The sequence below is a fragment of the Citrobacter sp. CK194 genome, from assembly GCF_030333395.1.
Lineage (GTDB): Bacteria > Pseudomonadota > Gammaproteobacteria > Enterobacterales > Enterobacteriaceae > Citrobacter_B > Citrobacter_B koseri.
The window spans coordinates 178,429-199,852 of sequence record NZ_JAOWGA010000012.1 but is presented as its reverse complement, the minus strand read 5'-3'; the positions used below and the strand labels follow the sequence as shown (position 1 = coordinate 199,852).

At 53.5% G+C, this 21,424-nt stretch carries 18 protein-coding genes; 7 read left to right on the top strand and 11 right to left on the bottom strand.

Annotated elements, in window-relative coordinates; genetic code table 11:
* Nucleotides 1–93: 93 nt before the first annotated feature.
* The 5 genes from OGX80_RS01605 to OGX80_RS01585 are packed head-to-tail and all read right to left on the bottom strand — an operon-like array spanning nucleotide 94 to nucleotide 4,401.
* On the bottom strand, nucleotides 94–912 hold the full coding sequence (locus OGX80_RS01605; RefSeq protein ID WP_115182010.1) for a PTS system mannose/fructose/sorbose family transporter subunit IID: 819 nt from the start codon (nucleotides 910–912) through the stop codon (nucleotides 94–96).
* Nucleotides 912–1,706 (bottom strand): PTS mannose/fructose/sorbose/N-acetylgalactosamine transporter subunit IIC, encoded by a 795-nt coding sequence (locus OGX80_RS01600; RefSeq protein ID WP_115182009.1) that lies wholly within the window; start codon nucleotides 1,704–1,706, stop codon nucleotides 912–914. Before OGX80_RS01600 ends, OGX80_RS01605 begins: the two co-directional genes overlap by 1 nt.
* 10 nt (nucleotides 1,707–1,716) lie before the next feature.
* Nucleotides 1,717–2,211, bottom strand: coding sequence for a PTS sugar transporter subunit IIB (locus OGX80_RS01595; RefSeq protein WP_115182008.1), 495 nt, complete (start codon nucleotides 2,209–2,211; stop codon nucleotides 1,717–1,719).
* An 11-nt stretch (nucleotides 2,212–2,222) separates the two neighbouring features.
* The gene (locus tag OGX80_RS01590) at nucleotides 2,223–2,651 is read right to left on the bottom strand and encodes a PTS sugar transporter subunit IIA (RefSeq protein WP_115182007.1); all 429 of its coding nucleotides are present in this window, start codon (nucleotides 2,649–2,651) and stop codon (nucleotides 2,223–2,225) included.
* Nucleotides 2,652–2,655: 4 nt separating this feature from the next.
* Nucleotides 2,656–4,401 carry a class I mannose-6-phosphate isomerase gene (locus tag OGX80_RS01585; protein ID WP_115182006.1) on the bottom strand — a complete coding sequence of 582 codons (1,746 nt, stop codon included), beginning with the start codon at nucleotides 4,399–4,401 and terminating at the stop codon, nucleotides 2,656–2,658.
* Between the two features lie 187 nt (nucleotides 4,402–4,588).
* Between OGX80_RS01585 and OGX80_RS01580 the strand changes: the two genes are divergently transcribed.
* From OGX80_RS01580 to caiF, 5 genes are all read left to right on the top strand, one after another.
* The gene (locus OGX80_RS01580; RefSeq protein ID WP_115182005.1) at nucleotides 4,589–5,596 is read left to right on the top strand and encodes a LacI family DNA-binding transcriptional regulator; all 1,008 of its coding nucleotides are present in this window, start codon (nucleotides 4,589–4,591) and stop codon (nucleotides 5,594–5,596) included.
* Nucleotides 5,597–5,729: 133 nt separating this feature from the next.
* Complete coding sequence (gene dapB, locus OGX80_RS01575; RefSeq protein WP_049010172.1) at nucleotides 5,730–6,551, top strand: 4-hydroxy-tetrahydrodipicolinate reductase; 822 nt, start codon at nucleotides 5,730–5,732, stop codon at nucleotides 6,549–6,551.
* 456 nt (nucleotides 6,552–7,007) lie between these two features.
* Nucleotides 7,008–8,156 carry a glutamine-hydrolyzing carbamoyl-phosphate synthase small subunit gene (carA, locus tag OGX80_RS01570; RefSeq protein ID WP_024130719.1) on the top strand — a complete coding sequence of 383 codons (1,149 nt, stop codon included), beginning with the start codon at nucleotides 7,008–7,010 and terminating at the stop codon, nucleotides 8,154–8,156.
* 18 nt (nucleotides 8,157–8,174) lie between these two features.
* Nucleotides 8,175–11,399 (top strand): carbamoyl-phosphate synthase large subunit, encoded by a 3,225-nt coding sequence (gene carB, locus OGX80_RS01565; protein ID WP_012134136.1) that lies wholly within the window; start codon nucleotides 8,175–8,177, stop codon nucleotides 11,397–11,399.
* Between the two features lie 258 nt (nucleotides 11,400–11,657).
* Nucleotides 11,658–12,050 carry a carnitine metabolism transcriptional regulator CaiF gene (gene caiF / locus OGX80_RS01560; protein ID WP_012134135.1) on the top strand — a complete coding sequence of 131 codons (393 nt, stop codon included), beginning with the start codon at nucleotides 11,658–11,660 and terminating at the stop codon, nucleotides 12,048–12,050.
* An 84-nt stretch (nucleotides 12,051–12,134) separates the two neighbouring features.
* Here the strand turns inward: caiF and caiE are convergent, their stop codons facing one another.
* From caiE to caiT, 6 genes are all read right to left on the bottom strand, one after another.
* Entirely contained in the window at nucleotides 12,135–12,728 is a 594-nt protein-coding gene (gene caiE / locus OGX80_RS01555) for a carnitine operon protein CaiE (protein ID WP_115182004.1), read from the bottom strand.
* Between the two features lie 64 nt (nucleotides 12,729–12,792).
* The gene (gene caiD, locus OGX80_RS01550; RefSeq protein WP_058668554.1) at nucleotides 12,793–13,578 is read right to left on the bottom strand and encodes a crotonobetainyl-CoA hydratase; all 786 of its coding nucleotides are present in this window, start codon (nucleotides 13,576–13,578) and stop codon (nucleotides 12,793–12,795) included.
* Between the two features lie 40 nt (nucleotides 13,579–13,618).
* Entirely contained in the window at nucleotides 13,619–15,172 is a 1,554-nt protein-coding gene (caiC, locus tag OGX80_RS01545; RefSeq protein WP_058668555.1) for a crotonobetaine/carnitine-CoA ligase, read from the bottom strand.
* 65 nt (nucleotides 15,173–15,237) lie between these two features.
* Nucleotides 15,238–16,455: an L-carnitine CoA-transferase gene (caiB, locus tag OGX80_RS01540; RefSeq protein WP_115182003.1), complete on the bottom strand. Its 1,218-nt coding sequence runs from the start codon at nucleotides 16,453–16,455 to the stop codon at nucleotides 15,238–15,240.
* Nucleotides 16,456–16,511: 56 nt separating this feature from the next.
* Nucleotides 16,512–17,654 (bottom strand): crotonobetainyl-CoA dehydrogenase, encoded by a 1,143-nt coding sequence (caiA, locus tag OGX80_RS01535; RefSeq protein ID WP_012134130.1) that lies wholly within the window; start codon nucleotides 17,652–17,654, stop codon nucleotides 16,512–16,514.
* Between the two features lie 33 nt (nucleotides 17,655–17,687).
* Nucleotides 17,688–19,205 (bottom strand): L-carnitine/gamma-butyrobetaine antiporter, encoded by a 1,518-nt coding sequence (caiT, locus tag OGX80_RS01530; RefSeq protein ID WP_012134129.1) that lies wholly within the window; start codon nucleotides 19,203–19,205, stop codon nucleotides 17,688–17,690.
* A gap of 480 nt (nucleotides 19,206–19,685) precedes the next feature.
* Between caiT and OGX80_RS01525 the strand changes: the two genes are divergently transcribed.
* Nucleotides 19,686–20,456, top strand: coding sequence for an electron transfer flavoprotein FixA (locus OGX80_RS01525; protein WP_115182002.1), 771 nt, complete (start codon nucleotides 19,686–19,688; stop codon nucleotides 20,454–20,456).
* 15 nt (nucleotides 20,457–20,471) lie between these two features.
* A complete protein-coding gene (locus OGX80_RS01520) occupies nucleotides 20,472–21,413 on the top strand; it encodes an electron transfer flavoprotein subunit alpha/FixB family protein (RefSeq protein ID WP_110494691.1) in 942 nt (313 codons plus the stop codon).
* Nucleotides 21,414–21,424: the final 11 nt, after the last annotated feature.

The window sequence follows — 21,424 nt, the reverse complement described above, 5'->3', positions numbered from 1 at the left end:
TGCTCAGTGGGTAGGCCGGATAAGGTGCTTGCACCGCCATCCGGCAATATAATCTGACCGGGGCGGGACCCCGGTCGTACAGTCAGTCAGAAATTAACCTGCAAACAGGCCCGTAGCGACCCCAAGCGCGGCCAGTATCAGAAGCAGGACCATCGCTTTTACCGGTGAAACGCCGCGTTTTGCCATGATGTACCAGGTACCCAGCACAACGGCCAGCGGCAACAATTGCGGGAAGATACCATCCAGCATCTGCTGAACGTGAATATTCACCCCATCTTTGGTAATAAACTCCAGCCCGGTTCCCAGCTTAACGTAGCTTGCTGCGACACCGCCCATCACAAACACCCCCAGCAGCGACAGGGCTTCGCGCAGGCGGGCAGATTTACTGCTCACCAGCATTTCCACCGAGCCGGAGCCCATCTTGTAGCCTTTCAGGAACAGAAACCATGAACCGGGAATGATGATGGCAAGCCATGCAACGGTATAAAACAGCGGCCCGAGAATATTACCGCCAGCCGCCAGGGCCATACCGATGCTGAGCAGAATAGGGATAAGCATTCCTGGGATCATCGAATCACCAATCCCGGCAATAGGTCCCATCAGACCCACTTTCAGGGTGTTGATCGTCTCTCCGTCGATCGGTTCGCCGTTTGCCTTTTTCTCTTCCAGCCCCAACGCCATACCGTTCACGATGGCGCCTATCTGGGGTTCAGTATTATAGAACGACGCATGACGACGCAGCATTTCAGTGCGCTGTGCGGCGTCGGGATAGAGCTTTTTGGCGACCGGGAGCATGCTCAGGCAGAAGCCGAACGACTCCAGACGTTCAAAGCTCATTGATGACAGGTTATGCATCATCCATGCACGCCAGCAGCGGCGTAGGTCTTTACGGGTAAGTGTACGTTCTTCCATCAGAATTCGTCCTCATCATCATCGGCGACCGCCTTCACAGCCTGCGGTGGTTCCGGCTTATAGTTGTAGTGGATCAACGCCAACAGTGAACCGACGATCACCAGCGCGACCATGTTGAGCTTTAAAAAGACGATGCAGACGAAACCGACGAGAAAGTAGATCAACATGGTGTAGTTTTTGATGATCTGCTTGAGCAAAATTGCGATCCCGACGGCGGGTAAAATGCCGCCCAGTACGTTCATCGTCGACAGTACAGCTTTCGGCAGGCTGTCCATAAAGCCGCTGATGTACTGCGCGCCAAAATAGACGGCAATGAACGTTGGCACGAAACGAAGAATGAAGTTGGTGGCCTGTGGCCAGATGGCGCTGTTGAGATAAATACCACGTTCGTCGCCGCGATCTAACGCGACGTCGGCCCGGTGGTTCCAGAAGGAGTTCAGCACCATCATGGCATTAAACAAAATGGTTCCAGCGATACCGATGGTCGCTGCCAGCGCCACCGCAACCTCCGGGCCTTTTCCTGAGAGGATACCCAGCGCGATTGCCGGGTAAGCGACAAAGTTGAGATCGGCAGGCATTGAGCCGCCGGGGGTGACCATCGCGATATATACCGCCTGTACCGCGACCCCAATCATGATCCCGGTTTTCAGGTCGCCTAAGATAATCCCGACCAGCATTCCAGAAACCAGTGGTCGGGTTATCAGATACCAACCGCCGGTCAGCCCCAGTAGCCAGGGGCTACTGAGGGCGCCGAGATAGCAAAGAATGCCAATCAGCGTAGCTTCGATAATCATCGTGCGCTCCTTATTTCAGCTTCTGGCGTGCATCCTGCCAGCTGTAACAACTGGCATCCGGCACCAGGCGAAATTCGACCAGATGCCCGTGCTGCGTTAGCCAGTCAAAGGCGGCGATTTCATCCGCATTGACTGACTGATTAGGACCAATTGTCGTGGTATCAGCACGGGCGCTCATTGGGCCCACGTTAATCTTGCCGTTGGCGTTTGTCAGACTGATGCCCGCTTCTTCAATGCGTTTCAGCGTGACGGGCGATTTGCCAATAACAAAATAACGTTTCTCGCTGGCAATGACTTTTGGCAGTTTTTCAATCGCCGTTGCCGTATCAAACAACCAGACTTTGGTGTCCTGAACGGCGCCTTTCATCACCGACGAGAGCAAAGGATCGGCCGCAGCGGCATCATCAATGGCGACAATTCCGTCACAGGGCAGCTCTTTGGCCCATCGTGTCACGAGCTGCCCATGAATAACGCGGTCATCGATACGTACAAAAGAAATACTCATAACGGTTTCCTTTAAAAATCATCTGACTGAACGGATAAAACCGGGGCGGCTTTAATCAGTGTGGGGACGGTTAATGCCAGCAGCTCCACGGCTGCGGCGTGAACATCCGTTAAATGGCAAATTTCTTCGCTTTGCAGCAGCATGGGGAAATTTACGCCCGCAACGACGGCGACAGGAGGAACCGTCTGTGGCGAAAAAGCATGTTGGCAGGCAACGTTCCACGGCGTACCGCTTTGCATATCACATAACACCAGTACGCCATCAGCGTTTTGCCCTGCATTCGCGAGTACCTGGGAAAAGTTATCTTTAAAGCCTTCGATACCCGCTTGTTCGTTTAGCGTAACGGAGTAAACATGCGGTAAGTCTCCGTAAACCATTCGACCACTGGCGAGGAACGCTTCTGCCAGAGGGCCGTGGGTGGCGACAATAACATTAATCATCTGCTTATCCTCTTACCCAGGCTTTGATGGTGGCGAGCTGCTGCCCAACGCTTTCACCCGAGGGAGAAATGCGGTATTCGCCGACGGCAGCAGGAATGATAAAGGTCTCAGCATAGTGGACGATAAAGGGGGAAAAGGCACCGCTCGGGCTGTCGACGACCGCTTCCGCGCCTTCGACTAGGTTCAGCACGTTAACGCCGCCATGAGTATGGTGCATGACCGGCGCGGTAAACCAGTGGCGACGAGTTTCGATAAATTCTCTCTCATGCATACCGGTTCTTTCCTCCCGCCAGCCTTCACCCTCTGCGATGGGCTCAATACGGTTTACCAGGTTGTCATAAACCCATTGTGTATCACGCTGCCAGTCGATGACTTGCTGACCATGATCCAGATGGACCGGACGCGGCAATCCATCTAAACCTAAGCGTCCCCAGTCCCATAGTTTAAAGGTGAAGATGTAGGGCGTCGCACTGATCTCCAGAACCATTGTTCCCGCGCCTGAGCAGTGTACGGTTCCTGCGGGGATGAGAAAGTGATCGTGTTTATGTGCGGTTATCTGATTAACGAAGCGCTCGTCATCAAACGTTTTTTCTCCGCGACCTGCTGCCCGGAGGCAGTCCAGCATATCCTGAGGTTCGATCCCGGTTTTGGTGCCCAGATAAACCACCGCTTCCGGCTCGGCTTCGAGAATGTAATAACTTTCATCCTGGGTATAGTGCATACCGAATTGCTGCTGGATGTATTCGGTCACAGGATGGACCTGGAAACTCAAATTCTGACCGCCGATAGTGTCGAGGAAGTCAAAACGGATCGGAAATTCTGCGCCGAAGCGGGCATGAACTTTCTCGCCAAGTAGCGCCCGGGGATAAATGAGCACCAGATCCTGAGAGGGGATCTCGATCCGCACGTTGCCAAAACGCAGTAACAGGCTGTTTTCCTCGGGCACGCAATCAAAACACCACGCGTAATTGGGGGCTGAGGGATCGAGATCGAAGTGTTGTTTCATCCATTGGCCGCCCCAGACGCCAGGATCAAAGAAAGGGGCGACACGAAACGGTTGGGTGGTGGTTTGTTGCAACCCGGCGCGTAGCGCTTCGCCGCTGACCATTGCCGGGGCATTTTCTTCTGTGGTATCGAGCAAATAATCGGCGCGCTTGAGCAGCGGTGTTTTATGTCTGTCAAATACCCGCCATTCGATGAAAAAGGCGCGTTTGTAACGACGCAGAATATCCTCATCCTGGTTTTCCGCGCCCCAGTTACCGAGCCCGTCATGACGCATACGTTGTTGGATCTCCCAACGCGGGAGATCGGCATAAATTAGCACGTCGCCAGAGTGTGCCAGTGCGGCCCCCGAACCATAAACGATGACGAGGCCTTCGGTAACCGCATCAATTTGTTGACGGAGTTGGTTGAGTTTATCGGCATTAAAAAACTCATCAAGATGGTGGCAGGAAAGCACGCCAAATACGCGATCGTCGGTCAGGTTGCGTGCCAGTAGATCATGCAACGCCTGTTCATCGCGGCGGGCGGACTCGATATTCAGTACGAGCGCGCTGTTAAACGCCGTGAAAAGCTGCTGTTCGAGCTCTTCAAGCCGCACGCCCGGATAACAGTCCACAACCAGAACAGTTTTAGATGATTCAGAAACCCTGGTGTTAAGCACAGAATGGATTGACTCCCAGCCTTGCCAGGCCTGGTTGTCATAACCCTGAACCTTTACTTCAGGAAATTTATTATAGGTTGTACGCATTTTCTCTCTCCGTATTGGCTAAATAAAGATTAATCGATTAACCTTATTTTCATAGTGTGGTTAACGCGATTAACCCGCCATAATGAGAAACAAACGCGGTAAAATGCACGCCAGCGTGATGTGAATCACACGTAAAAATGCAAAATTTGGGTTATTCGATTAACCTACGCTAAACACAGGAGAAGTCATGACCACAGTCACGCTGGCGCAGGTAGCAGAACGCGCAGGGGTCTCCACGGCGACCGTTTCAATGGTGCTGCGAAATCGTGGACGAATTTCACAGGCTACTCGCGATCGCGTACTAAAAGCGCTGGATGATACTGGCTATGTCTACAATCAGACCGCCGCTAACTTGCGTAACCGTAGCAGCAATCAGGTTGGATTGTTGTTGCACGATATCACCAACCCGTTTTACGGCGAGATGACCGCAGGACTCAGTCATGAAATGGAACGCCATGATCTGCTCTTATTTCTTGCCAACAGTGAGGAGTCGGGTGAGCGACAGCAAAAATTTGTCGATTCGCTGATGCGTAACAACGCTTGCGGGATGGTGTTATGCGCTGCACGGGAAACGCCGGCATCCTTTTTTGAAGCGCTGAAAAGACGCAATATTCCCGCCATCATGGTTGTCCGTCCGCTGAATGACCCGGACTTTGATTTTGTGGGCACAGATAACTTTCTCGGTACGCAAATGGCCACGACTCACTTGTTGAAAATGGGACATACGAATATTGCTTTTATCGGGGGGAGTCCAAGTTCCGGGAGTCGGGCGCAGCGTATTGGCGGGTTCACCAGCACGTTGCTGGAGCAGGGGATATCGCCGAATCCTGAATGGATTGTTGCGACCCAGGCCAGCCAGATTGACGGTGCCAGAGTCGCTGAGTCTTTGCTAATGCGTCATCCACAAATTACTGCCGCAGTGTGTTACCAGGATATTGTGGCGTTAGGGGTGATGCAGGCGCTACGTAAAATGGGGCGCGAACCTGGGCGTGATTTTGCCCTTGTTGGTTTTGATGATATTACTGAAGCCGCGTTGGTTCAGCCTGCGCTCACTACCGTTTCGGTTGCGGCGAAAGAGATCGGTCGTAAGGCTGGAGAACTGCTTTACAGCCGAATCCAGGGGAATGATGAGCCGCCGAAGCGTATCATCCTGCCACCTGCGCTGGTGGTCAGAGAGTCATGCGGTTTTTGCTGATCGTCATGCCTTTTACTGATATCTCTCCCTGTTTATCATTAAATTCTAATTATCGACGTTTTTGGCTAGCGGCGCGGCGTGGCGCTGGTTAATCTGAAAACGATTTACGCAAAATTAACAAAAGAGAATAGCTATGCATGATGCACAAATCCGCGTTGCCATCGCGGGAGCCGGGGGACGCATGGGACGTCAGCTGATTCAGGCCGCCCTGGGGATGGACGGCGTTCAACTCGGCGCGGCGCTGGAGCGGGAAGGTTCTTCATTACTGGGCAGCGATGCCGGTGAATTAGCAGGCGCAGGGAAAACGGGCGTCACCGTGCAAAGTAGCCTGGAAGCGGTAAAAGATGATTTTGACATCTTTATTGATTTCACTCGCCCGGAAGGGACGCTGGCGCACCTGGCGTTTTGCCGTCAGCACGGTAAAGGCATCGTCATTGGCACGACGGGATTTGATGACGCAGGCAAGCAGGCCATTCGCGATGCCGCGCAGGATATCGGCATTGTGTTCGCCGCCAACTTTAGCGTCGGTGTTAACGTCATGCTGAAGCTACTTGAGAAAGCGGCGAAAGTGATGGGCGACTATACCGATATTGAAATTATCGAAGCGCACCATCGCCATAAAGTGGATGCGCCGTCAGGCACCGCGCTGGCGATGGGGGAAGCGATCGCCCACGCGCTGGACAAAGATCTGAAAGCGTGCGCGGTATACAGTCGTGAAGGTTATACCGGCGAACGCGTGCCGGGCACCATCGGTTTTGCGACGGTTCGTGCCGGCGACATTGTGGGTGAACATACTGCGATGTTTGCTGATATTGGTGAACGTATTGAAATCACGCATAAGGCCTCCAGCCGTATGACGTTTGCGAATGGCGCGGTCAGATCGGCTATCTGGCTAAAATCAAAGCCAAATGGTCTTTTTGATATGCGAGATGTGCTGGATTTAAACAATTTATAGCTGGTTTTTACCCTTCGTGATGTGGTTATGGTAATCATAATTTGTTGATTACATAGGGCAATAATTTATTGCCCTATTATTTTTAGCTTTATCTTTCTGTTTTTTATTTAAACTCGTGAATTTATCTGTTTTCTTCTGTTTATTTGTTGCTTTTATGTAAATTTTGACCAAGTGGTCCACTTTTTTCTTCTCACTGGTTTCATAATGCATTCTTTCAGCCACGCAAGCGTTTTCCAGGACAAGTTAGCTGATCTTTTTGCCTGTTAAATCAGAACATCCTTCCCTGAGTCGTAAAACAATACAAAAAATACCGCCTTTAAGTTGACTTTTACCCGCCTTATCTTCAGAATGCCGCCGTTTGCCAGAAATCCACGGGTAAGCAGATTTGCATTGATTCAGGTTATACAAATGAATTAATATGCAAATAAAGTGAGTGAATATTCTCTGGAGGGTGTTTTGATTAAGTCAGCGCTATTGGTTCTGGAAGACGGAACCCAGTTTCACGGTCGGGCCATAGGGGCAACAGGTTCGGCGGTTGGGGAAGTCGTTTTCAATACTTCAATGACCGGTTATCAAGAAATCCTCACTGATCCTTCCTATTCCCGCCAAATTGTCACTCTTACTTATCCTCATATCGGTAATGTCGGCACCAATGAAGCCGATGAAGAATCCTCTCAGGTTCATGCGCAAGGTCTGGTCATTCGCGATCTGCCGCTGATTGCCAGCAACTTCCGCAATACTGAAGACCTCTCTTCTTACCTGAAACGCCATAACATCGTGGCGATTGCCGATATTGATACCCGTAAGCTGACGCGCCTGCTGCGTGAGAAGGGCGCACAGAACGGCTGCATTATCGCAGGTGATAACCCGGATGCGGCACTGGCGCTGGAGAAAGCGAAAGCCTTCCCGGGCCTCAACGGAATGGATCTGGCGAAAGAAGTGACCACCGCTGAATCCTATAGCTGGACGCAGGGAAGCTGGACGCTTGCAGACGACCTGCCGGAAGCCAAATCAGAAACTGACCTGCCGTTCCACGTTGTGGCTTACGACTACGGCGCGAAACGCAACATCCTGCGTATGCTGGTAGACAGAGGCTGCCGCCTGACGGTGGTTCCGGCGAAGACCTCCGCCGAAGAGGTGCTGAAGATGAACCCGGACGGTATCTTCCTCTCTAACGGCCCTGGCGATCCGGCGCCGTGCGATTACGCTATCGAGGCGATTCAGGCATTCCTCGAAACCGATATTCCGGTTTTCGGCATCTGCCTCGGCCATCAGCTGCTGGCGCTGGCGAGCGGCGCGAAAACCATCAAGATGAAGTTCGGCCACCACGGCGGTAACCATCCGGTAAAAGATATCGATAACAATACCGTGATGATTACGGCGCAGAACCACGGTTTTGCGGTGGATGAGGCTTCTATGCCTGCAAATCTGCGAGTGACGCACAAATCGCTGTTCGACGGCACTCTGCAAGGGATTCATCGCACCGATAAACCGGCGTTCAGCTTCCAGGGACACCCTGAGGCGAGCCCTGGCCCGCATGATGCCGCGCCATTGTTCGACCACTTTATCGAGTTAATTGAGCAGTACCGTCAGTCCGCGAAATAATCAGGAGTAAACAGAGCCATGCCAAAACGTACAGACATAAAAAGTATCCTGATTCTGGGTGCGGGCCCGATTGTTATCGGCCAGGCGTGTGAGTTTGACTACTCTGGCGCCCAGGCGTGTAAAGCGCTGCGTGAAGAAGGTTATCGCGTCATCCTGGTGAACTCTAACCCCGCGACCATCATGACCGACCCGGAAATGGCCGATGCGACCTACATTGAGCCGATTCACTGGGAAGTGGTGCGTAAAATTATTGAGAAAGAGCGCCCGGATGCGGTGCTGCCGACGATGGGCGGCCAGACGGCGCTGAACTGCGCGCTGGAGCTGGAGCGTCAGGGCGTGCTGGCTGAGTTCGGCGTGACCATGATTGGCGCCACTGCCGATGCGATTGATAAAGCCGAAGACCGCCGCCGTTTCGACGTGGCGATGAAGAAAATCGGCCTCGACACTGCCCGCTCCGGTATTGCGCATACGATGGAAGAGGCGCTGGCGGTTGCCGCTGACGTCGGTTATCCGTGCATTATCCGTCCATCCTTTACGATGGGCGGCACCGGCGGCGGTATTGCCTACAACCGCGAAGAGTTCGAAGAAATTTGCGCGCGCGGTCTGGATCTCTCCCCAACCAACGAACTGCTGATAGATGAGTCGCTGATTGGCTGGAAAGAGTACGAAATGGAAGTGGTGCGTGATAAGAACGACAACTGCATTATCGTCTGCTCCATTGAGAACTTTGACGCGATGGGCATCCACACCGGTGATTCCATCACGGTGGCTCCGGCGCAAACGCTGACGGACAAAGAGTACCAAATCATGCGTAACGCCTCGATGGCGGTACTGCGTGAAATCGGCGTGGAAACCGGCGGTTCCAACGTTCAGTTTGCGGTGAACCCGAAAAACGGTCGTCTGATTGTTATCGAAATGAACCCGCGCGTCTCCCGCTCCTCGGCGCTGGCGTCAAAAGCCACCGGCTTCCCGATTGCCAAAGTGGCGGCGAAACTGGCGGTGGGTTACACCCTCGACGAACTGATGAACGACATCACCGGCGGCCGTACTCCGGCATCGTTCGAACCGTCCATTGACTACGTTGTCACCAAAATTCCTCGCTTCAACTTTGAAAAATTCGCGGGCAGCAACGACCGTCTCACCACCCAGATGAAATCCGTCGGCGAAGTGATGGCGATTGGCCGCACTCAGCAGGAATCCTTACAGAAAGCGCTGCGCGGTCTGGAAGTGGGCGCCGCCGGTTTTGACCCGAAAGTCAGCCTGGATGATCCGGAAGCGCTGACCAAAATTCGTCGCGAGCTGAAAGATGCGGGCGCCGAGCGTATCTGGTACATCGCTGATGCGTTCCGCGCGGGGCTGTCTGTCGATGGCGTCTTTAACCTGACCAACATCGACCGCTGGTTCCTGGTGCAGATTGAGGAACTGGTTCGTCTGGAAGAGAAAGTGGCAGAGCTTGGCATCACCGGTCTCGACGCTGACTTCCTGCGGATGCTGAAGCGCAAAGGCTTCGCCGATGCGCGTCTGGCTAAACTGGCGGGCGTGCGCGAAGCGGAAGTGCGCAAACTGCGTGACCAGTTCAACCTGCACCCGGTTTACAAGCGCGTGGACACCTGTGCGGCGGAATTTGCTACCGACACCGCCTACATGTACTCCACTTATGAAGATGAGTGCGAAGCGAATCCGAACCAGGATCGCGACAAAATCATGGTGCTCGGCGGCGGCCCGAACCGTATCGGCCAGGGGATTGAATTTGACTACTGCTGCGTACACGCCTCGCTGGCGCTGCGCGAAGACGGTTACGAGACCATTATGGTCAACTGTAACCCGGAAACGGTCTCCACCGACTACGACACCTCCGACCGCCTGTACTTCGAGCCGGTCACGCTGGAAGATGTGCTGGAAATCGTGCGCGTCGAGAAACCGAAAGGCGTCATCGTACAGTACGGCGGCCAGACTCCGCTGAAACTGGCGCGCGCGCTGGAAGCGGCAGGCGTGCCGGTTATCGGCACCAGCCCGGATGCGATTGACCGCGCGGAAGACCGTGAGCGCTTCCAGCAGGCGGTTGACCGTCTGAAACTGAAACAGCCTGCTAACGCCACCGTGACGGCGATTGAACAGGCCGTTGAGAAGGCAAAAGAGATTGGCTATCCGCTGGTGGTTCGCCCGTCCTACGTGCTGGGCGGCCGCGCGATGGAAATCGTTTACGACGAAGCTGACCTGCGTCGTTACTTCCAGACCGCAGTCAGCGTCTCTAACGATGCGCCGGTACTGCTGGACCGCTTCCTTGATGACGCGGTGGAAGTGGATGTGGATGCTATCTGCGACGGTGAAATGGTGCTGATTGGCGGCATCATGGAACACATCGAACAGGCGGGCGTGCACTCCGGTGACTCCGCATGTTCTCTGCCGGCCTACACGTTAAGCAAAGAGATTCAGGACGTGATGCGCCAGCAGGTGCAGAAGCTGGCCTTTGAGTTGCAGGTGCGTGGTCTGATGAACGTGCAATTCGCGGTGAAAGACAACGAAGTCTACCTGATTGAAGTGAACCCGCGTGCGGCGCGTACCGTACCGTTCGTCTCCAAAGCGACCGGCTTACCGCTGGCGAAAGTGGCGGCGCGCGTGATGGCGGGCAAATCGCTGACCGAGCAGGGCGTGACGAAAGAAATCATCCCGCCGTACTACTCGGTGAAAGAAGTGGTGCTGCCGTTCAACAAATTCCCGGGCGTTGACCCGCTGTTAGGGCCAGAAATGCGCTCTACCGGGGAAGTGATGGGCGTCGGCCGCACCTTCGCTGAAGCGTTCGCCAAAGCGCAGCTTGGCAGCAGCTCGACGATGAAGAAATCGGGCCGTGCGCTGCTCTCCGTTCGTGAAGGCGACAAAGAACGCGTGGTGGACCTGGCGGCGAAGCTGCTGAAACAGGGCTTCGAACTGGATGCGACTCACGGTACGGCGATTGTGCTGGGTGAGGCGGGTATCAACCCGCGTCTGGTCAACAAGGTGCATGAAGGTCGTCCGCACATTCAGGACCGTATCAAGAATGGCGAATACACCTACATCATCAACACCACCGCAGGTCGTCAGGCGATTGAGGACTCTAAACTGATTCGCCGCAGCGCGTTGCAGTATAAAGTGCATTACGACACGACCCTGAACGGCGGTTTCGCCACGACGATGGCGCTGAACGCCGATGCGACTGAAAAGGTGATTTCCGTACAGGAAATGCACGCGCAAATTACGAAGTAAGCGGCAGACGCATTTATCTGGTGATATAAAAAGGTTCCTGCAAAGGAACCTTTTTTTACGCCATAAGGTCATTCTTGGTCACATACGCTTCCTGGATGTGGTTTTCAATGTAACAAGCACGATTTCGCTCACACTAATCAACAATTAAGTCGCATACTATCCCCTTATATCCACAATTTATTTATGGTTAATGGCGTTATTTATATTCAGGCCATAACGAACCGTAGCAAGATTTTTAATTTGTAAAATGGTGTGCTTATGAGTGAAAAATATGTTGAGAAACCACTTTATTTGTTAATTGCTGATTGGGTAATGGCAGAAAACCGGTGGGTGAGCGCCAAAGAGATCGCGAAGCAATTTAATATGGATTATTGCAAAGCGATTAATACGGTTTCGTATATTCTTTCTGAAGTGGGGGAAATAGAGTGCGAGACCAGGACGATCCCTAATCAGCTGGAAGGGCGAGGATGCCAGTGCCAACGCCTGGTGCGTATTAAGCGTATTGACGCGCAGCTCTATGCGCGTTTGGGTCATAGCGCGCAGGAGAAGATGGTAAAAGCGGAGAGAACCCCGCGAATGCCGGTTCCGCCCGCAGAGCTAAACCGCGAGCAGAAATGGCAGATGATGCTATCAAAAAGTATGCGTCGGTAATGTCGGCGTAAATGCCTTATCCGGCCTGCAACGGTGTGTTGACTCGTAGGCCGGATAAGCGCCAGCGCCATCCGGCACAAAGCGCTACGCCGATTTTGGCTTCACCTCCGTCGTGCCTTTCAGGCGTGGCCGGTTCTTTTCGACCTGGGTTAAGGGTTGCGTTTCACATAGCGATGCCCGACAGCGTACCGCGAGATCCTGATATTCCTGCGTGTTGAGCCGTTTCCAGTGCAGCTCTTCATCCGTGACATCACGTTTGACGCGTGCAGGCGCACCAACCAGCAGCTGCCTGGGCGCGCCGACAAAACCCGCTTTTACAAAACTCATGGCGGCGACGATACTCTCTTCGCCGATGATTGCGCCATCCATGATTACGCTGTTCATGCCTACCAACGCATCACGACCAATCACGCAGCCGTGAAGGATTGTGCCGTGCCCGATATGCCCGTTTTCATGCACGATGGTGTCGGTATCGCAATAACCGTGCATGATGCAGCTATCCTGAAGGTTAGCGCCCGCCTCAAGAATCAGACGCCCATAGTCGCCGCGCAGCGATGCAAGCGGGCCGATATAGACGCCCGCACCAACGATGACATCGCCAATCAACACGGCGCTGGGATGCACGTACGCCTCTGGATGTACTACCGGAATCAGGCCTTCAAAGGCGTAATAGCTCATGGTTATTCCTCCGTGATTGTTGTCGGATGGCGTATAAGCGTTAGCGCCATCCGGCAGCGCGGCGCTAGCGGCCTTTCCAGACCGGATCGCGTTTTTCGGCAAACGCCTGCGGGCCTTCGATCGCATCTTCAGAGTGCAGTACCGACGGGTAATGCTTCAATGCGCCGCTGCGAATGTAGCGATAGCCTTCTTCCACCGGCATTTCGCTGGTTGCGCGGTAGATCTCTTTGAGGGCGGCGATCGCCAACGGCGCGCTGTTCACCAACTGTTGCGCCAGTTCGCGGGCGCTGTCCATTAACGCTTGCTGGCTGACAACCCGGTTCACAATTCCCCAGCGCAAGGCTTCTTCTGCGTCCATTCGTCTGCCGGTCATCAGCATTTCGTTGACGATAGCAGGCGGTAGTAGCTTAGGCAGGCGCAGCACGCCGCCGCTGTCAGGCACAATGCCGAGCTTTGCTTCAGGCAGCGCGAAACTGGCGTTATCGGCGCAGACGATAAAATCCGCCGCCAGCGCCAGTTCGAACCCGCCGCCGAAGGCATAGCCGTTAACGGCGGCAATCACCGGTTTATCCAGGTCAAAGATCTCGGTTAAACCGGCAAACCCGCCGGGGCCAAAATCGGCGTCCGGGGCTTCGCCTTCGGCCGCCGCTTTTAAATCCCAGCCTGCGGAGAAGAATTTTTCGCCGCCACCGGTGATGATCGCCACACGCAATTCGGGATCGTCACGGAAATTGAGAAAAACTTCGCCCATCTCAAAACTGGTTTTTGCGTCTATTGCATTCGCTTTCGGGCGATCCAGCGTAATTTCCAGAATCGGGCCGTGACGGGTCAAATGTAATGATTCACTCATATCTTCACTCCATTATTTAAAATCGGACGGGTAAGAATGCTTATTTCAGGTTCTTTTTAATTATTTTTCCTGAACAATTTCGGGGCAGATCATTTCTTATCTCAAGAAAAGAGGGGACTTTGAATTTCGCCATATTCTGTTCACAGAAAGCGAAAAACTCCTCTTCCGTTAATGTTTCACCTTCATTAAGCACCACAAAGGCTTTAATGGCTTCATCGCGGATCGAATCGTGAATACCAATAACGACGATGTCCTGAATTTTGGGATGAGCCGAAATAATGTTTTCCAGTTCGACGCAGGAGACATTTTCGCCGCCGCGTTTAATCATGTTGCAACGCCTGTCAACGAAATAGAAAAATCCCTCCTCATCCCGATAGCCGGAATCACCGGTATGCAGCCAGCCGTTGGCTTCCAGCGCTTTGGCGGTGGCTTCCGGCCTGGCGTAATACTCTTTAAAGAGGGTTTTTCCCGGCACGCCTTTAATACAGATTTCACCGATTTCTCCGGCGGGCAGCGAGCGGTTCTGCTCATCGCGGATGTCCGCCTCATAGCAAAATCCAGGGCGACCAATAGATGGCCAGCGCCGTTTATCGCCGGGACGATCGCCAATAATGCCGACAATGGTTTCCGTCATCCCGTAAGAGGTCAGCAGTCGGACGCCGAAACGTGCAATAAAAGCGTCTTTTTCCTGCACGGAAAGGTTGAGATAGAACATCACTTCGCGCAGACAATGCTGCCTCTCTTCCGGGGAAGCGGGCTGCACCATCAGCGTCCTGATCATCATCGGAATACATTCCGTAACGGTGGCGCGATACTTTCGTACCTGTCCCCAGAACGCGCGGGCGCTGTATTTTTCGATCAGCACAAAGGTGCTGCCTGCGGAGAATGCCGCCATTGCCGCAGTACACTGACAGTCAATATGAAAGGCGGGCATCACCGTCAGATAGACGTCATCTTCACGCAGCGCACACTGCCAGGAGGAGTAGTAACCCGCAAAACGCAGGTTGTAATGGGTAATGACCACGCCTTTGGGCCGCGAGGTGGTGCCAGAAGTAAACAGAATCTCCGCCGTGTCGTCAGTGGATAACGGCGGCGCATAGCACAATGTGGCAGGCTGCTGGTCTTTCAATTGAGAAAAATGGCTAACGTTATCTTCAACGGGCGCATTTTCGCCAATCAGACAGATATGATTGAGCAGGGTATCGTCCTCAAGCAGTATCTGGCGATACATCGGATAAAATTCAGCGCTGGTGACGATGAGCTGCGCGCGGCTGTTTTGTAAAATCCAGGCGCTCTCTTCGCGCAGGAGCCTGGCATTGATCGGCACCATGATGGCGCCAATTTTGGCCAGACCAAACCAGCAGAAAAAGAACTCCGGGCAGTTATCCAGATGCAGCGCGACGTTATCGCCTTTCTGAATGCCTGAGGCGAGGAAAAGGTTCGCTGTGCGGTTGATCTCCTCATTCAGCGACGCGTAGCTGAATTGCCGGACAACGCCTTCGCTGGATTCAAAAATAAGCGCCGTTTTATTTCCGTATACCTCGGCCAGGTCGTCCCACATCTGACGTAAGTTTTGTCCGCCAACGATATCCATTGCACTGTTATCCGTTCGAAAATAGGCATGCGCGCTAACCGGATAAACCGGTTAGCGCTTTGCGTTTAATCCTCAACTTTGGCCAGACCCTTGCTGACCAGTTCCTGTATATCTGCTTCGTTGTAACCGATGTTTTTTAGAATGGCGGCGGTGTCCATGCCATGCGACGGCATGCCACGCCAGATTTTCCCTGGGTTGTTTTTGAATTTCGGCATGATGTTTGGCCCTTTACAGGTGCGGCCATCCATCGTTTGCCACTCGGTAATGGATTTGCGGGCGACGTACTGCGGGTTGTTTTCCAGTTCTGGAATGGTCAGCACTTTCGCGCAGGCGATATTCAGCTCGGCGAAACGCGCCTGCACGTCGGCGATGGAACGGGTCGCCAGCCACGCATCCAGTTTTTCCTCGACTAACGGCCCGTAAGGGCACTCAACGCGATGGATAAGCTGGGTGCCTTCCGGCACCTCTGGCGTACCCAGAATGTGCGCCAGGCCGATATCCTTAAAGCACTCGTTGATCTGCGTAATACCGACCAGCTCCATCACGATGTAACCGTCTGCGCATTTATACAGCCCGCATCCGGCGTAGTAGGGGTCTTTGCCTTTGGTCATGCGCGGGCAAATTTCGCCGCCGTTGAAGTAATCCATCATGAAGTACTGGCCCATACGCAGCATCACTTCATACATCGCCACATCAATGCTTTCGCCTTTGCCGGTTTCACGCACTCTGTGCAAAGCCGCCAGCGCGGCGGTGGTGGCGGTCATCCCGGAAAAATAGTCCGCCGTATACGGGAACGCGGGCATGGGTTGATCGACATCGCCGTTCTGAATCAGGTAGCCGCTAAAGGCCTGGGCGATGGTGTTGTAAGCCGGGAGGTTGGTGTACTCCTCCGTGCCGTACTGGCCGAAACCGGAAAGGTGGGCGATCACCAGTTTGGGGTTGTGCTCCCACAGCACGTCATCGGTAATTCCGCGACGGGCAAACGCCGGGCCTTTGCTGGCTTCGATGAAGATGTCAGTGGTTTCCATGAGTTTCAGAAACGCTTCCCGACCTTCATCTTTGAAGATGTTAAGGGAGAGGGCATGCAAGTTTCGGCGTGAAAGCTGCGGATAGTTCGGCTGGACGCGAATGGTATCGGCCCAGGCGACGTTTTCAATCCAGATCACTTCCGCGCCCCATTCTGCGAACATTTGTCCGGCGAACGGCCCGGCGATTTCAATCCCGGAGAACACGACCCGCAATCCGGCGAGCGGCCCGAAAGTGGGCATCGGTAAACGGTTCATAAATAAATTCCTGCATTTTTTGTAGACCCGGTAAGCGCAGCGCCACCGGGCAATGTTTAACGGTATTGCTTCAGCACGGCGCGGCCGAGCGTCAGGATCTGCATTTCGTCAGAGCCGCCGGAGACGCGGTCAACGCGCAGGTCACGCCAGAAACGCGTAATGCGGTGGTTGCCCGCAATCCCGACGCCGCCCAATACCTGCATGGCGCTGTCTACCACGTCAAACGCGGCGTTGGCGCAGAAGTATTTACACATCGCGGCATCGCCCGAGGTGATGGTGCCGTTATCCGCTTTCCACGCGGCTTCCAGCAGCATGTTTTTCATGGAGTTTAATTTGATCGCCATATGCGCGAACTTCTCCTGAATCAGCTGGAAGCGGCCGATCGTCTCGCCAAACTGCACGCGCTGATTGGCGTAACGCGCAGCATCTTCGAACGCGCACATCGCCGTACCGTAGTTGGTTAAAGCCACCAGAAAACGTTCGTGGTCGAACTCTTCTTTTACGCGGTTAAAGCCATTACCTTCCCGGCCGAACATGTCTTTTTCGTCCAGCTCAACATCGTCAAAATTGATTTCACAGCAGCTGTCCATGCGCAGGCCGAGCTTCTCAAGTTTGTTAACCTTGATGCCGGGTTTGCTCATATCGACAAACCATTCGGTATAAATCGGTTTGTCCGGGGAGGCGCCGTCCCGTGCCATCACCACGATGTAGGGGGTGTAGGCGCTACTGGTGATGAAACACTTGCTGCCGTTAAGATAAACCTTACCATTTTTACGGGTATAGGTAGTTTTTAAACTGCCAACATCCGATCCCGCTCCCGGTTCGGTGATCGCCGAGTTCCACATCTGCTTGCCGGTTCCCTGGAACGCCATGATTTTATCAATTTGTTCCTGGGTCCCTTCACGCAGGAAAGTGTTAAAACCTCCCGGCAATTGGTACAACACGTAAGTTGGCGCGCCCAGACGCCCCAGTTCCATCCATACGGCGGCAACGGTGACGAAACCGGCTTCCAGCCCGCCGTGTTCTTCCGGGATCAACAGGCTGTCGATGCCCATATCCGCCAGCGCTTTCACAAAACGTTCCGGGTAGACGCTGTCGCGATCGCACTCGGCAAAGTAGGCTTCCCAGTTCTCACTGGCCATCAGTTCACGAATACCGGCGACAAACAGTTCCTGCTCGTCATTCAAATTAAAATCCATCTTCCAGCCTCATTTGTAAGGAGTTTATTGAGTTTATTTATCTTTCCAGTGCACTTTGGCGTCTTTGATAAAGGAGAGCGTTACCATGATGTTGACGAAGAACAGCGGGCATCCTCCGGCGATAATCGCGGTTTGAATGGGTTTTAACCCGCCGAGCGCTAACAGGACGATGCCGATAACGCCAACCAGCACCGACCAGCCGATACGTACCAGCAGCGGCGGCTCTTCACCGTCGCGCACTTCGCGGCAGGTGGACATGGCCAGCGTGTAGGAGCAGGCGTTAATCAGCGTGACGGTAGCGATAAAGCAGAGGATGAAGAATCCCCACATCGTAGCCGTGCTGAATGGCAGTGCGGCCCAGGTTTCGATGATGGCGCGCGCCACGCCGTGCTGTTCGATAAGTTGTGGAATATTGAGGATATTTTTATCCATCAGCAGCAGGGTGTTGCTGCCAAGAACGGTCCACAGAATCCAGGTGGAGGCGGTCAGGCCGAGCACCATCCCAAAGCACAGTTCGCGCACGGTACGGCCGCGGGAAATACGCGCGAGGAAGATACTCATCTGGATGGCGTAAATGACCCACCATGCCCAGTAGAAAACGGTCCAGCCTTGCGGGAAGCCGCCTTTGCCGATCGCATCGGTGTAGAACAACATGCGTGGCAGATACATCAACAGCATACCGACGGAATCGGTGAAGTAGTTCATGATGAAGCTGGCGCCGCTGACGATAAACACCCAGCCGAGCATCAGGAAGCTGAGATAGCTACGCACGTCACTGGCGATTTTCACCCCTTTTTGCAGGCCGCAGGCCACGCAAATGGCGTTCAGAACGATCCAGCAGGTAATGATGATGGCGTCCAGTTCCAGCGTATGAGGGATGCCGAACAGATACTGCATACACTCTGTCACCAGCGGCGTCGCCAGGCCGAGGCTGGTGCCCATCGCGAAGATCAGCGCCACCAGATAGAAGTTATCGACAATAGTACCGAATAACCCTTTTGCGTGTTTCTCGCCCACTAAAGGTACCAGCGTCGAGCTGGGACGAATCACGTCCATTTTGCGAACAAAAAAGAAGTAGGCGAATGCGACGGAGAGGAAGCTGTAAGTCGCCCACGGTAACGGCCCCCAGTGAAACAGGCTGTAGGCGAGGCCGATCTCTTTGGCGCCGTTGGAGCCAGGTGCCAGAGCAAAGGGCGGCGTCGAGATGTAATAATAAATTTCGATTGAGCCCCAGAACAGCACGGCGGCGGAAGTGCAGGAGGCGAACATCATGAAAATCCAGCTGGCGGTGCTGAATTCCGGCGGTTCATCACCTAATCTTTTTTTAGCGTAAGGGCCGAAGACCAGCCAGAACCAGCCAAAAAGCATCACCACCATGTACCATTCAAATGCCCAACCCCAGATATTTGTGACATAACTGAAGACGGCATTAATAACAATATTCGCAGCGTCGAGATCTCTGACGGTTAGCCAACAAAGTATCCCTACAATTATTAACGGCGGGAAAAAAACCTTAGGTTCAATCCCGGACTTTCTCTTTTCATTTTTCATGAGTCAATTCCAGTGTCAAAACGAAATTTATGTTACGTTCCCGTTTGTTATATTTTGTTTATTTTTCTTAGTAATAATCTGATGACAGTTAGACCTCAGAGTCGCTTTGGCGAGTAACTCATAATGGGTATTCATTTTGCGGTAATCCGTTATGTTGATCACACTTTTTTGTCTGGTGTTTTTGACCCTTATTTTCAAATAAAATCAATGTAAAACAATTAGATGTGATGTATTTTGGTCGAATTGCGCGCATCTCTCATTCAATATTGGTGATCCATCAAACAATATTGAAAATTTTTATGTTCTACGGGGTCTGTTCAATATTAGTGAGGTGCTTAACAATATTGAAAGTTGTAAATGTCAGCGTGTGACATTTTCAATATTGGTGATTAAAGTTTTATTTCCGAATTAAAGAGCGTGATATCTGTATTTAACACCGCCGATATGGATGACGTTTCCTTCATGATTTCTGGAGATGCAATGAAGATAATTACTTGTTACAAGTGCGTGCCTGATGAACAGGATATTGCGATCAATAATGCCGATGGTTCATTAGATATCAGCAAAGCGGATGCCAAAATCAGTCAGTACGATCTGAATGCGATTGAAGCTGCCTGCCAGTTAAAGCAGCAGACAAGCGATGCCCAGGTGATTGCCATGAGCGTAGGCGGCAAGGCGCTGACCAACGCCAAAGGGCGTAAAGATGTGCTCTCCCGTGGGCCAGATGAACTGGTCGTGGTGATAGACGACCAGTTTGAACAGGCTTTGCCGCAACGCACCGCCGCAGCGCTTGCCGCCGCCGCGCAAAAATCGGGCTTTGATCTGATCGTTTGCGGCGACGGTTCCTCCGACCTTTATGCCCAGCAGGTCAGCCTGCTGGTGGGTGAAACGCTGAACATTCCGGCCATCAACGGCGTGAGCAAAATCCTCTCCCTGACGGAAAGTGCGCTTACCGTTGAGCGTGAACTGGAAGATGAAATTGAAACCCTGAGTATTCCCCTGCCTGCGGTGGTGGCGGTCTCCACAGACATTAACGCTCCGCAGATCCCGTCGATGAAAGCGATTCTGGGCGCGGCAAAAAAACCGGTGCAGGTCTGGTCTGCGGCGGATATTGGTTTCAGTGCGCCAGACGCGTACTCCGTCCAGAAGGTCGCCGCACCGAAACAACGCGAGCGTCAGCGCATCGTTATTGAAGGCGATGGTGAAGAACAGATCGCCGCGTTCGCCGAACATCTGCGCAAAATCATTTAATTACCGGGGGATATTATGAACACGTTTTCTCATGTCTGGGTATTCAGCGATACCCCTTCTCGTCTGCCGGAACTGATGAGCGGCGCACTGGCTTCAGGCGAGCAGATTCATGCGTTTGTGCAGCACGACGCCGAGGGCGAGACGGCACGCCAGCTGGGGGCGAATCACATCTGGCATTTACGCGGTAAACCGGACGACCGCATGGTGGAAGATTACGCCGGGGTGATGGCGCAGACGATTCGCCAGCAGGGGGATTCGGGTCTGGTGCTGCTGCCTAATACCCGCCGTGGCAAACTGCTGGCGGCAAAGCTGGGATTTCGTCTCGCGGCGGCCGTCTCTAACGACGCCAGTGCGGTAACGCAGCAGGAGGGCCATGCGACCGTCCGGCATATGGTCTACGGCGGGCTGGCGATTGGCGAAGAGACCATCACATCACCGTATGCGGTGATCACCGTTGGCAGCGGCACGTTTGAGGCGCAACAGGCGGATGCGTCCCGCCACGGCGAGTCGCATGACGTGCAGTGGCAGTCGCCAGATGTCGTCGTAACGCGCACCGCAACGCAGGCGCGCCAGAGCAACACGGTCGATCTTGATAAAGCGCGACTGGTGGTTAGCGTTGGGCGCGGCATCGGCAGCAAAGAGAATATCTCGCTGGCCCAGGCGCTGTGTCAGGCCATTGGCGCGGAACTGGCGTGTTCTCGTCCGGTGGCGGAAAACGAAAAATGGATGGAGCACGAGCGTTATGTCGGCATCTCCAACCTGATGCTTAAACCAGAGCTTTACCTCGCGGTGGGCATTTCCGGGCAGATCCAGCACATGGTGGGCGCGAACGGTTCACAAACCATCTGCGCCATCAACAAAGATAAAAATGCGCCGATATTTCAATACGCTGATTACGGCATTGTCGGCGATGTGATGAAGATTCTGCCTGCGCTTACGAGCGCTTTAGCACGCTGATCCACTCGGGC